12 protein-coding genes are annotated in these 12,265 nt (G+C 48.7%); 5 read left to right on the plus strand and 7 right to left on the minus strand.

All coding sequences use genetic code 11. The features are described 5' to 3' along the window. The first annotated feature begins 27 nt into the window (after nucleotides 1-27). Together dapF and C6W44_RS06290 are read left to right on the plus strand one after the other, a co-directional pair. On the plus strand, nucleotides 28-915 hold the full coding sequence (dapF, locus tag C6W44_RS06285; RefSeq protein WP_105244683.1) for a diaminopimelate epimerase: 888 nt from the start codon (nucleotides 28-30) through the stop codon (nucleotides 913-915). Nucleotides 916-964: 49 nt separating this feature from the next. After that, nucleotides 965-2,059, plus strand: coding sequence for a tyrosine recombinase XerC (locus tag C6W44_RS06290; RefSeq protein ID WP_105246495.1), 1,095 nt, complete (start codon nucleotides 965-967; stop codon nucleotides 2,057-2,059). A 93-nt stretch (nucleotides 2,060-2,152) separates the two neighbouring features. Here C6W44_RS06290 and C6W44_RS06295 read toward each other — a convergent pair whose 3' ends face one another. Continuing rightward, entirely contained in the window at nucleotides 2,153-3,052 is a 900-nt protein-coding gene (locus C6W44_RS06295) for a nitrilase-related carbon-nitrogen hydrolase (protein ID WP_105244684.1), read from the minus strand. A gap of 448 nt (nucleotides 3,053-3,500) precedes the next feature. Here C6W44_RS06295 and rpoN point away from each other — a divergent pair, with 448 nt between their 5' ends. After that, nucleotides 3,501-5,213, plus strand: a complete 1,713-nt coding sequence (gene rpoN / locus C6W44_RS06300; protein WP_105244685.1) for an RNA polymerase factor sigma-54 — start codon at nucleotides 3,501-3,503, stop codon at nucleotides 5,211-5,213. A 607-nt stretch (nucleotides 5,214-5,820) separates the two neighbouring features. Continuing rightward, nucleotides 5,821-6,201, plus strand: a complete 381-nt coding sequence (gene hpf / locus C6W44_RS06305) for a ribosome hibernation-promoting factor, HPF/YfiA family (protein ID WP_105244686.1) — start codon at nucleotides 5,821-5,823, stop codon at nucleotides 6,199-6,201. A gap of 273 nt (nucleotides 6,202-6,474) precedes the next feature. Here hpf and thiS read toward each other — a convergent pair whose 3' ends face one another. The 4 genes from thiS to C6W44_RS06325 form a co-directional block, all read right to left on the minus strand. Further along, nucleotides 6,475-6,675, minus strand: coding sequence for a sulfur carrier protein ThiS (gene thiS / locus C6W44_RS06310; protein WP_105244687.1), 201 nt, complete (start codon nucleotides 6,673-6,675; stop codon nucleotides 6,475-6,477). 114 nt (nucleotides 6,676-6,789) lie between these two features. Further along, a complete protein-coding gene (locus C6W44_RS06315; RefSeq protein ID WP_105244688.1) occupies nucleotides 6,790-7,167 on the minus strand; it encodes a DUF423 domain-containing protein in 378 nt (125 codons plus the stop codon). Between the two features lie 82 nt (nucleotides 7,168-7,249). Beyond that, entirely contained in the window at nucleotides 7,250-8,113 is an 864-nt protein-coding gene (rpoH, locus tag C6W44_RS06320; RefSeq protein ID WP_198335748.1) for an RNA polymerase sigma factor RpoH, read from the minus strand. A 241-nt stretch (nucleotides 8,114-8,354) separates the two neighbouring features. Beyond that, a complete protein-coding gene (locus C6W44_RS06325) occupies nucleotides 8,355-8,813 on the minus strand; it encodes a sulfurtransferase TusA family protein (protein WP_105244690.1) in 459 nt (152 codons plus the stop codon). 279 nt (nucleotides 8,814-9,092) lie between these two features. Here C6W44_RS06325 and C6W44_RS06330 point away from each other — a divergent pair, with 279 nt between their 5' ends. Continuing rightward, the gene (locus tag C6W44_RS06330) at nucleotides 9,093-10,796 is read left to right on the plus strand and encodes a M48 family metalloprotease (RefSeq protein WP_227526371.1); all 1,704 of its coding nucleotides are present in this window, start codon (nucleotides 9,093-9,095) and stop codon (nucleotides 10,794-10,796) included. Nucleotides 10,797-10,926: 130 nt separating this feature from the next. Here the strand turns inward: C6W44_RS06330 and C6W44_RS06335 are convergent, their stop codons facing one another. Together C6W44_RS06335 and rpsU are read right to left on the minus strand one after the other, a co-directional pair. Next, a complete protein-coding gene (locus C6W44_RS06335; RefSeq protein WP_105244691.1) occupies nucleotides 10,927-11,376 on the minus strand; it encodes a GatB/YqeY domain-containing protein in 450 nt (149 codons plus the stop codon). Nucleotides 11,377-11,747: 371 nt separating this feature from the next. Next, on the minus strand, nucleotides 11,748-11,963 hold the full coding sequence (gene rpsU / locus C6W44_RS06340) for a 30S ribosomal protein S21 (RefSeq protein ID WP_010195908.1): 216 nt from the start codon (nucleotides 11,961-11,963) through the stop codon (nucleotides 11,748-11,750). Nucleotides 11,964-12,265: the final 302 nt, after the last annotated feature.

Consider the following 12,265-nt stretch of genomic DNA (forward strand, 5'->3'; position numbering starts at 1 on the left):
TAAAAATTAGGATAGGATATCAAGGGTATGCTAATAGAATTTACAAAAATGCATGGTCTGGGCAATGATTTTATGGTCATCGATTTGGTGACCCAGCGCTTAGATCTCACCAGAGAGTTGGTGCAATTGTTGGGCGATCGTCATCTTGGTATCGGCTTTGATCAGTTATTGGTCGTCGAGCCGCCGATGCGTCCTGACGTGGATTTTAGCTATCGTATTTTTAATACCGATGGTACAGAGGTAGAGCAGTGCGGCAATGGCGCGCGCTGCTTTGCTCGTTTTGTGCAGGCACGAAAGCTATCATTTAAGCAGCGTCTGCGTGTCGAGACGGCCAGCGGCATCATCTCATTGACCACCGACCGTTACGGCTGGGTCGAGGTCGATATGGGCAAGCCCAAGTTTGAGCCAGACGAGATTCCCTTTACTCCAAAAGCCACTACCAAAATTCAAAACGCCTATCATCTCGATGTCGATGGCACGCCTGTGCAGCTTTATGTGGCCAATATGGGCAATCCCCATGCGGTAATCAAGGTCGATGACGTCCTAAGCGCCGATGTCGAGACATTAGGCAAAGCCATCGAGTCGCACCCTGCTTTTCCAGAGCGGGTCAATGTCGGCTTTATGCAAATCATGAATCAGCGGCACATTCGCTTGCGTGTCTATGAGCGCGGCGTGGGCGAGACCCAAGCGTGTGGTACAGGTGCCTGTGCGGCGGTGGCCGTCGGTATTCGTGAAGGCTGGCTCGACGAGGGCGAAGAGATACGCGCGCAGCTATATGGCGGTAGTATGATTATCAAGTGGCAGCCTGGTTATTCGGTGATGATGACCGGCCCGACGGCCTTTGTCTACGAAGGAGTGTTTAGTCCGGATGGGCTGATGGCGCAAGCGGGTATCAAACCAAGCTCTGAGGGTTAATAAAAAATGCCCAGCGTGTACGTTTGGCGAGTAGGTAACAGCAATGGTCATGTCCAGCAAAAGGGCGTCTCATAACAAAGTGCAGCGACGCACCAGTCAAAAACAAGACTTAGATAAAGAGGTAGAGCAAGAGGCGGCATTAGCAGCAGACGATGCCTCACAAGCGTGGCGCTCAGGCTCGCTGTCGACAAGCAGAGAGGCCGATGCGGCACTGCGTGAGCTGCTGTCTCCAGTGCATCGCTGGCTCAACACCTTGTCGGTACGCAATCACTCTGAGCACACCTTGACGGCTTATTTTGCTGGGTTAAATCAGTTGGCGCTGTTTTTGCGGGGCAAGCGTCTGACATGGACGCGCTGTGACAAGCGCCAGTTGGCTCAGCATATCAGCCAGCGCCTCGATGAAGACAAGCTTGCCCTGGCCAGTGTCCAACAGGAGCTGTCCGCCATTCGCCATTTTTATGGTTGGCTGATAGAGGAGGGCATAGCTCGTATCAACCCAACCACTGGCTATCAGCTCAAACGCAGTGCCAGACCTCTACCATCTATCGCGGATGTCGATTTACTCACCCAATTGCTTGAGCAAGAAATGCCCGATACTCCAGAGCAGGCGCGCCTTTGGTTACGTGATAAGGCGATGTTTGAGCTGCTCTATAGCAGTGGTCTTCGTGTCGGCGAGCTGGTGGCACTTGATGTGAGCGATATCGATTTGTCTGACTTACGCGTGCGCGTCACAGGAAAAGGCAACAAAACGCGTTTGCTACCGCTAGGGCGCAAAGCCGCTGAAGCCATACGCCGCTATCTGCCGCACCGTGAGTTGTGGGTTGAGCAGATGGACGCCGCGCTGTTTATCAGTGAAAAGCTGGGCACCCGCCTATCGACCAGAGCGGTGCAGCAGCGTCTAAAAGTAGCCGCTGTCCGCGCTGGTATTGCCCAAAACATGTATCCACACTTGCTGCGTCACTGTTTTGCCTCACACATGCTCTCCGGCAGTGGCGACCTGCGTGCGGTACAAGAAATGCTCGGGCACAGTGATATCAGCACCACACAGATCTATACCCATGTTGATTTTGCCAAGCTCACGCAGGTTTATGACCGCGCTCATCCGCGTGCCACTCACACACAAGTTGATGGTGATACCGAGTAGGTTTGGCCTTACCTATAAGGTTCTATCGTCTTGTGCCATGTGACGGCATTGCCCTATTAACAATTTAATCATCAAATTATTTGTCAGACAGCTTTATGCCAAACGATGACAGTCAAAAATCGGCAGTTTTTGTCGTCCTTGCTGCTGTTGCGATTTGTCTAAAGACGCCATCACCATGGCATAGCGCTGGTTTTCTGTGGCGCTCGTTTTTTGTAGCTCGCTGTCATCGTAGCTGCTGAGCATCGTGCCATCATAGGCGGTGATGGCAGCATGTCCCCATGTCTGCCGTGTGTGACCGTCCTGATAAGTGTGATCTCCTCCTTGCGCCGCCCCAATCACCATGCATTGACTGTCTAATGCTCGTGCCCGTAGCAGCAGTGACCAATGCGCTTGCCCAGTCAGATAAGTAAAGGCTGAAGGAGCACTCAGCATATCCGCTCCAGCTTGACGCAGGCGCTGAGCCAACGCTGGAAAACGCAAATCAAAGCAGACCATCATACCCAGCTGGTAGACTGTATCCTCACTCTCTAGCGGCGCTACGACGGTTTGGGTGCCAGGCTCAAAGGTCGCCGCTTCATTATAGCTGCCTGTTTTGTCAGCGACTGTCGCGGTAAACAGATGAATCTTGTCATAACGGGCCACGCGCGTACCGTCAGGGGCAAACACTTGGCTGACTTGACGCAGCCTACCATCAGGGACGACAATACCATCAGGGCGATAAGGACAAGGCAATGAGCCTGCCAGCACATAGATACCATGAGTACTGGCATAGTCTGCTATCGTCGATGATAGCTCATCGAAGCGCTCGGCTGTGGCAGACTGTTGCCCCATGCTACAGCAGTTTTCTGGTAGCACCACCATGTGAGCGCCTTGCTGGGAAGCGGCGCTAATGGCCGTCTCGATGTCTGCTAGGTTTTGCTCGATGTCCTGCTGGCTATTCATTTGAATGGCAGCGACGGCAAATGATTGGTCGCTTGCTTGGTTGTGGTTCATAATATTCTCAATTATATTTTAGTTGTCGTTTATTTTAGGGCGTATCCTCATTTTAAAAATGGCGATAAAAATGAGATAAATTGCCGCCAAACAAGGAAAATAGCGCAGATAATATCGAGATATTAGCCAGCTATTTGACGATGGTTGGCAAAATTTGGCCATTTTTAGCCCATTTAGATGGCTATCGATTGAATTGAGGACACGCCCTAATATTGAGCTTTTGCAGGCTTTGCCAGTTGGCTGTGTCGGCATGCCAACAATGATAGCGAAAACATTGATTTTAGAAGGTTTTATAGTAATAGTAAAATAAGCGTATCTGGGCTAGGCATAAATTATCGTAGCAAAATTGCAACAAAAAATGCTATCGTCGTGTCCTGTTAGGGCTAAATCATGATCTTAGCCAGTTGTTTATTGACTATCACCATCGTCGGAGTGTAATAAGCCACCCATGAGTATGTCGTTCGGATTGGCAACCACGCTGAGCACCTCACAAAAGCTGACCCCGCAGATGCAGCAAGCCATTAAGTTGCTGCAGCTCTCTAGTCTTGAGCTGGCGCAAGAAGTTCAGGCCAAGCTCGATAGCAATCCTCTGCTCGAACGCATCGAGGACGATGAAGAATATGGCGACGGTGAGAGCTCTGACAGCAGCGTGAACGATAGTATGGAGACAGCTGAGCATAGCTTGACGCTTGATGACTGGAATCAGACGACGGCCACCGATGCGTTTAGTAGCACCACAAAAGAGACGGACGAGTATGGGGCAGATAGTGGCGTAGACATAGACATTGACCGTTTGGCGATAGTCGGTCTGGAGACAAACGGCGATCCTGCAAGTGATGATAATCTAACGGACTTCGACGCAGCGGCCTACAATGATGATGACAATGTCACTGACTATCATACCGATAACTATAGTACCGATAACTATGCATCCGCCGCGAGCAGTTCGACGACCAGCATCGCACAGCACGCGAATGAGGACTTTGATAGCTATCAAGGGGGTACCTCTGCCACCATTCAAGACCATGTGCGTTGGCAATTAAACTTTAAGCGTTTATCAGACACCGATACTTTGATCGCTGAATATTTGATAGACTCGATGGATGAGATGGGGTTTGTTCGGCTCGATATCGATGAGCTGTTACAGAGCTTGGATACCATGGCCAGCTTTTATCAGTGGGAGGAGCGGGTCGAGCGCGATGAGATATTGGCCGTGCTTCGTATTGTCCAGTCTTGCGATCCACTTGGCGTTGGCGCTCGTGATTTAAGCGAATGCCTTGCCCTGCAGCTCGCAAGGCTCGATCCTAGTACCGCATATCTAAAAGAAGCTCACGCGCTTTTATCTGCCAGTGAGTATCTGGTCAGCAATAATATCAAGGCATTGACCGAGTACACAGGGCTGACCCCTGAGGACATCATGCCTGCCTTGACGTTACTGCGCACATTGACCCCGTTACCAGGCGTCGTCTTTCAAAAGAACCAGCCTGACCATGCTCAGTCGCCAGATAGCTACGACATACCCGATGTGCTGGTCACACCCATTCGTCGCCCTACGGGTTTGCCTGACGCGCAGGAGGCCGGCTGGCAAGTACGCCTAAACCCTGAGACGCTGCCCAAGCTACGGGTCAATCAAGAGTACGCCAGTTTGGTCAAGCGCGGTGATGATAGCCCTGATAATCAGTATCTGCGTGACAACCTCACCGATGCCAGATTGTTTATCAGGAGTATCGAAGAGCGCAACCAAAACCTACTAAAAGTCGCGACCAGCATCGTGCATCATCAACAAGCGTTTTTGCAGCAGGGTGCCACCGCCATGCAGCCATTGGTTCTCAAAGTCATTGCCGATGAGGTCGGGCTGCACGAATCGACGGTCTCACGCTTGACCACCAGCAAAACTATTTTGACACCGCAGGGCTTATTTTCGCTCAAGCACTTTTTTTCTTCGCATGTCAGTAGCGCAGATGGTGATATCTCATCGACCGCTATCAGCGCCATGATAAAACAGCTGATTGCTGATGAAGACCCCAAAAAGCCCTTATCAGACAGCCGTATCAAAGAGACGCTATTGGCTGATGGTATCGATATCGCTCGGCGTACGGTGGCCAAATACCGTGAAGCGATGAATATCGGCTCATCCACCCAGCGTAAACAAAAATACTAACGCATCTTTTTATCATCAAGCACTCATATTCAAGCGCTTATCTTCGAATAGATATGTCTTCAGCTCATTTTATTTTATATGCTCAAAAACTAAAATAGCGCCACCAATATCACGATATGAGCGGCGTTATTTTTTTGCGTCAATATCAGCCAGAGACCATGCTACTGTGTTGCCGTACTCTATATCTAGTTATAAAAAATAAAATTTTTTGATTATATAGAAAACTGATAGAAACAACAGTTTTTATTACATTTAATTACAATTTAATGGCTTGCTACTACGCCGCTTTCATGACAAATTAGAGTCATACCAACAACGAAACCCAAGTACAAAATCTAAGTATCTAAAAATCTAAGTGTCTAACCTCAGTACGTATTTATAGAATGTATTTACCTTGACGGTATTTATATTCATTAGCAACCAAAGAGACGATATAAGGATACGTTGATTTTTTGCTAAAGATACTGGTGGCTAACGGTCTATCTCTCAGAGACATAGCTAACAAGGGTCTTAGATTTGATTAATGAGTTGTTGGTAAGGCAGGGTGATACAGGCAGGACGGCTATGTCATCTGTTGATTGTGAGTTATAAACAAAAGGACAATAATATGAATGTTTCTATCAGTGGTCATCATATCAGTGTTACCGAAGCCATGGACAAGGCAGTTCGCGAAAAGCTAGAAAAAGTAGAGCGACATTTTGATCAGATACAGAGTATTAAAGTGATATTATCGCTCGATAATAGCGGCGCCAGTGACGGCGGCATGAAGAGCCATAAGGCCGAAGCCATTATGCGAGTGGCGGGTCAAGAGATGTTTGTCCAAGCGTGTGAAGATGATATGTACAAAGCCATCAACGACATGGCAGACAAGCTCGATAGACAAGTCCGTAAGTACAAAACCCGTCAAGAGCGTAAGAAAACGCAAGGGGCAGGGCGTGATGGACGTTATCAAGATGTAACGCCAGCCGAGATAGCGCCAGCGGTATGATCCTATTAAGGTCTAATAGGGCGTAGGACAACACAACTACTATTATAATGTCATTATCTTATTAGGCCTTAATTTCTTATAAACAAATAAACGGCATAAAAGAAAAGACCTTAGCACTTATGAGCTAAGGTCTTTTCTTTTATGCCATTTACTATATCAGAGCCGGTTGCTATATCAGAACTATTTAATCAGAGCCGTTTATTATCAGCATAGCGACTTTATGTCGAACTGACGATACGTAACGGCAGTATATGGCAATACGGTCGTTGAGACCTAGCCACCGCCGACGGCTTGTACCACTTCGATGCTCATGCCTTCTTTGACACGCATGCCAGCAAGCTCGCTTTTTGGTATCAGCTCGCCGTCGACTTCTACTGCATAGCGACCTTTACTCAAGCCAAGCTCATTGAGGACCAGCTGCACCGTCTGGTGTGTGGTTTGTAGATGTTTACCATTGACACTAATAGTACTCATAACAGATGCTCCCTAACGCAGTCTTATTCCTTTTATCGGCGTTGACATATGGGTCATACTATCAGCCGCCTTACTCTTTATCATTTTTTTATCATGGCTATCAGCCCTGAAAAGCTATTTTGCGGCTACCGGCTTGATGGCAAATGCGGATATCGCCAGCCATAGCCAGCCTACTATCATCAGCACGCCGCCGATAGGCGTGATAGCACCAAACCAGCGCGGCGCGCCCAGCGTCATCGCATAGAGGCTACCAGCAAATATGATAATACCGATTTGTAGCAGCCATGCGGGGGCTTGCGCGGCGTACTTTAGACGTATCAATACGCCGACGATCAGCAGGCCGAGCGCATGGACAAATAAATACAGCGTTGCGGTATGCCACCACTCTAACTGCTGCAGGCTGACGAGGTTTTTTAGACCATGCGCGCCAAACGCCCCTAGAGCCACGGTAATGGCCATATTAATCGCCGCAATTCCTATCCAATTTACCATAGTAAAACTCGTATTATGTACTGCATCATGCTCTGCACTATCTACTGCTCTGTACTATTTGCTGCCATGTACTCTGTATGGTCTATTGAATGTCATCAGGTAAGATAACGCTATCGATGGTCATGGCATCGCGAATCTTGTCCATGGCGTTTTTTTCGATCTGGCGTACGCGCTCCGCTGAGATAGAGTAGACTGCTGCTAGCTCATGCAAGGTGGATTTTTGCTCAGAAAGCCAGCGCTGCTCGACGATGTCACGTGAGCGATCATCCAATGTGCCCATCGCGGCAAGCAGTGCTGAGGAGTTGTTTTCTTCCCAGTCTTCTTCTTCGAGCTGCTCGGCGGGATCGATGCCATCTTCTAAAAACAACTGCGGCGCATAGCGGCCATCGTCATCATCGCTAGATTGCGCTTCAAATGAGGCGTCGTAAGAGGTCAGACGCGATTCCATCTCTAGCACTTGCTTACGCGTGACGTTTAAGTCCTTGGCAATGGCATCCGCTTCTTCTAGCGTCAGCTGATTATTGGTTTTCTTCAAGCTGCGTAAATTAAAAAACAGCTTACGGTGCGCCTTGGTGGTGGCGACTTTGACGATACGCCAGTTACGAATCACAAACTCATGAATCTCCGCCTTGATCCAATGAACGGCAAAGGATACCAAACGCACGCCTTTATTAGGATCAAAGCGTTTGACCGCCTTCATCAGCCCCAAGTTACCTTCTTGAATCAGGTCCGCCTGCGGCAGGCCGTAGCCTGAATAGCTACGCGCGATATGTATCACAAAACGCAGATGTGACATGACCAATAAGCGCGCCGCTTCTACATCGCCTTCGTCATAGTAGCGATGAGCCAGCTCCTGCTCTTGGGTCGGTGTCAAGATGGGGATTTGATGAACGGTATTGATATAGGCACCCAAGTTGACGCCTGGCGCGGACAAGTGGGTCGGCATCGCAGGCACCAAGTCACGAGTGCTGGTGTCGCCAAGGGTGCTGGCGTCGTAGGGTGGCCGCTCGGCAGCGGCTTTTAGCGCCGCATCGCGTGCTTCATTTTTTATCGGCGCTGCCTCGTCTTTTTTACTCGTTTTTGCAGCATGATTAGAAGTATTAGCCATATTCTTGACCTTGGTTAAATAGTTAAGCAAATAGTCAGATAAAAATCTTTATAGTTGTAATTGTAAAGGATAGCCACCGTTAGTTGCTATCGGTTTTGGTAATGATGAAGTGATATATTGTATCGAAATGCGCGACAGATTTATCATCATTGGCAGGTTGATGGGTCACTTCATGGACACTTAAAGACAAGGGTACTGCGCTGTCCGTTTGCTGGCTTTGGCGACAAAACGCGGCAATATCTGCCTGTGAGTTGGGATCAGTCGCCACCACGTATAGCGACTCGCCTGCTGCCACCTCACGCAGAGCCACTTTGGTCTTTAATAAAGGCATCGGGCAGGCCAGCCCGCGGCCGTCGACCAGTTTTTTTATTGTCAGGCGCGGCGGTGTCATGTCCAGCGGCGTATCACTGATGAGTACTGCGTCACCCAGCAAGCGTAGCAGCTCGCAGCTTTGCTGTTGCTCAGTTGCAGACAAATCCGCCGCGAAGTAAATAACGTCAGAGGCGGGGCGGGTGATGGGCTGACTATCGGCAGACATAAACAAACCTTATCATATGCGAGGGTTTTAACTTAAGAGAGGGGTGATGGTTTGTAATTATAACAAATAGCGCAGGGGCGATTGCAGTTGAATATAGTCAACGTCATGTTCGGTTCGTTAAAATGATAACGATAATGATATAACGATTGCACAGTCATGTTGCACAATCGTCACGGTCTGCGTGGTGATTGGTAGTCACAGACGCGGGACAATTGATTTTGCACAAACAAGCTCGTATAGTCAAAACGACGTTGGGATTTATTTGTATAGGATGCGCATTTGTTTTATTTTCATCAATCGCTCACAGGCCGTACAGTCGCCTATGAAGTAGCATCGTCGCCGACTTTGCTGATGCCTGATACTGTCTCTATCCATAAGCGCAGGCGCAGCGTGGCTCACAGGCTGTCCTTATCTATCCTATCAGCGGCGATATTGACCATATCGGCGATGACCGCTGTGACCCCTAAGAGTAGTCACGCCGCCGGCAGTGATCTGCGTCAAGCGTCGTCTGCGCCTTATGATTCGTGGCAGTCCATCGATACCCAAGAGCTAAGTTTGCCAAGCTTGCGCGGGCAAGGACTGAGCTTTGCTGAGCAGTATCACAATAAGCTGCTCGGTGAGTGGTCACTACGCAATATCAATAAAAGCATCAAGATGGAGCATGATCCGTGGATACACGAGACCGTCAAAGATATGACATGGCGGCTCAATGCACAAGCAAGGCAGCAGGCACCGATGGGCTTGGTCATTATTGATAATCCAAGTATCAACGCTTTTGCCGCGCCAGGAGGCGTCATCGGTATCAACACGGGGACGATACTCGCCGCCAGTAGTATGGATGAGCTGGCAAGCGTCGTTGCTCACGAAGTTGCTCATATTAGTCAGCGCCATTATGAGAGCGGGGCAGACGAGCGCAAAAAAGCGCTACTGATGCAGATAGGCGGTATGCTGGCAGCCATTGCAGCGTCGGCGGTCGATGGAGATGCTGCCGCAGCCGTGATGATGGGGAGCCAGACTGCGACGATGAACAGTAGCATGGCGTTTAGCCGCAATAACGAGCGCGAGGCCGACCGTGTGGGCATGCAAATTATGACCCAAGCGGGTTATGATCCAAGGGCGATGCCAAGGTTTTTTGCCACCATGAATCAGCAAAGCCAGCTCAATCAAGTTGAAAATCGATTTTTACCAAGCTTTGTGCGCTCGCATCCACTAAGCAACGAGCGTTTGAGCGAATCGCAAAGCCGAGCCCAGCACTATCCACCTTTATCATTGGCCGAGCAGCAGCGCCACCAAGCGCTGTTTGACCTGCTTTATTGGCGCGTACAGAGTACCGGTAAGCATGCGTCAGAAACAGTGCTGACGACAGCGGCCAAAAACAGCGTTGGTGCCAAGTTGGCATTGATGCAGTGGTATGGCGAGCAGCAGCGCTTTGACGATGCCGATGAGATGCTTGCAGCGCTAAACAAACTGCCCGCAGCTCAGCGTCAAGGGCTTGAGCCACTTTTATCGATTACTCATAGCCAGTTGTTAGCTGAGCAAGGTAATTGGGCAAAAGCGGCGGATATTTTGGCCAGTCAGCAGCGTCTCTATCCTGAGCGCCGTGATTTGCGACTCTATTTGGCAGAGGCGCTGACCAATAGTAATCAGCCGCTCCAAGCGCAAGCATTACTCAAGCCTTTGACCCAGCAGCAGCCAAGTGACCGCTATGCGTGGCAAAGCCTGCAATTGGCCAACGAAAAACTGGCCAAAACCACCACCACACCAAAGCTGGCCAATATTGCCACCATTAATGCGCTGCGCTATCGCAGTCATGACCAGCTGTGGAGTGGGCGTTATGATGCCGCGCTTACCTCGTTGACACAAGCCAAGCAGCTGGCAGATAATCTCCAAAATACTGCGCAAGCTGGTAGCGCGCGCCCACTACTGGCCAATATCAAAGCTGAGATCAAAAACGTAAAAACCGCCCAAGACTTTGAGCCTTAGGCGGTTATTGATTGGGGCGGTTACTGATGTAAATGCTCACTGAGATACCGCTGCTCGCGCGAAACCGTTATACTTAGATTTATACTTAGATTTGTAGTGCCTAGCTTTACAGTACCTAGATTTGCAGGGCTTAGCCTTGTAGCGCGTTTTTGACCAGCTTTGAGATGGTGGCAGGGTCGGCGCGGCCTGCCGTTTTGCTCTTTAGCACGCTCATGACACTGCCCATATCGCGCATCGATGTTGCGCCTTGCGCTTGAATCTCTGCATTGATCAAAGCGGCAAGCTCGTCATCGTCCATCTGGGTGGGCATAAACTCATTAATGACATCGATCTCAAACTGCTCTTTGGCTGCCAAATCATCACGGCCATTTTCGGTAAAGATACCGAGTGACTCTTGGCGCTGTTTTAGCTGCTTTTGCAGTACTTCTAAGACGGCGGCATCGTCTAGCTCGGTCTGACGGTCGATTTCGATTTGTTTGACGACTGACTGTACGTTGCGTAGCACCTTGACGCGCTCAAGTTCACGCGCTTTCATAGAAGCTTTGATGCTGTCTGATAGTGTTTGTTTGAGTTGGCTCATTGTTATTATCCTTATGGATTAGAGACTAGGAAAGCGTGCCATAAAAACGGCCTGTGCTGGTGTTTTTTATGGGTATGGTTTATGAGTATAGTTTATGAATACCGTATGAGCTGATAACAATATATGTTTGAATCCAAATAAATCAGATACATGGCTATCAAGCCGCTCAATGAAAATTTGGCTTTCTTGCTTGCTGTGCCTACGCCGACAGATGCTGCGAAAAACAACTTTTCATCTCACTGTACCGTTCTTATATCGGATCGACTATATCAGTAATAATAATAAAAATTGTAGCACAAAAAACGCCACTGATATCAATCGATAGCAGTGGCGTTCCTGTAGCGCTGGTATTTAGCTAATCAAATAAGTGATTAGTACATACGAGTGGTACGAATGGTTTCGCGTTGCAATTTTTTCTTATAACGCTTTACAGCAGCGGCTTTTTTGCGCTTGCGTACTTGCGTTGGTTTTTCATAAAACTCACGCTTACGTACGTCTGATAGTACGCCGGCTTTCTCACAAGCACGTTTGAAACGACGGATAGCGATGTCAACTGGTTCGTTTTCTTTAACCTTAACTGCAGGCATGAAATCTCCTTGATTAGGATGAGATATAAGGGCATTAGTTTGGCTGTGTATTAGTATTTAGCCGTAATATCTCAAGATTATCGGCATCAGCTCAAACTAGGACAATTTTGTGCTAGAGCACAAGGGCGAGTATTCTAATAAAAAATAGCAATAAAGTCAATGGTTTTTGCTGATTAATTCATAATTATCATTAAGTTGCGCCCTTTTTGTCCACTGGTACAGTATAGCGGCGTCATGAATACCAAACAAAAGCGAATGATGTTTGATAAGGTGTTGATTGGTCACTACAAGGTGAGATAGAC

Source organism: Psychrobacter sp. Marseille-P5312, from assembly GCF_900291405.1.
Taxonomy (GTDB): domain Bacteria; phylum Pseudomonadota; class Gammaproteobacteria; order Pseudomonadales; family Moraxellaceae; genus Psychrobacter; species Psychrobacter celer.

Coding starts and splice junctions, on each gene's coding strand:
- dapF (WP_105244683.1), top strand. CDS start 28: ATGCTAATAGAATTTACAAAAATGCATGGTCTGGGCAATGATTTTATG.
- C6W44_RS06290 (WP_105246495.1), top strand. CDS start 965: ATGTCCAGCAAAAGGGCGTCTCATAACAAAGTGCAGCGACGCACCAGT.
- C6W44_RS06295 (WP_105244684.1), bottom strand. CDS start 3,052: ATGAACCACAACCAAGCAAGCGACCAATCATTTGCCGTCGCTGCCATT.
- rpoN (WP_105244685.1), top strand. CDS start 3,501: ATGAGTATGTCGTTCGGATTGGCAACCACGCTGAGCACCTCACAAAAG.
- hpf (WP_105244686.1), top strand. CDS start 5,821: ATGAATGTTTCTATCAGTGGTCATCATATCAGTGTTACCGAAGCCATG.
- thiS (WP_105244687.1), bottom strand. CDS start 6,675: ATGAGTACTATTAGTGTCAATGGTAAACATCTACAAACCACACACCAG.
- C6W44_RS06315 (WP_105244688.1), bottom strand. CDS start 7,167: ATGGTAAATTGGATAGGAATTGCGGCGATTAATATGGCCATTACCGTG.
- rpoH (WP_198335748.1), bottom strand. CDS start 8,113: ATGCCGACCCACTTGTCCGCGCCAGGCGTCAACTTGGGTGCCTATATC.
- C6W44_RS06325 (WP_105244690.1), bottom strand. CDS start 8,813: ATGTCTGCCGATAGTCAGCCCATCACCCGCCCCGCCTCTGACGTTATT.
- C6W44_RS06335 (WP_105244691.1), bottom strand. CDS start 11,376: ATGAGCCAACTCAAACAAACACTATCAGACAGCATCAAAGCTTCTATG.
- rpsU (WP_010195908.1), bottom strand. CDS start 11,963: ATGCCTGCAGTTAAGGTTAAAGAAAACGAACCAGTTGACATCGCTATC.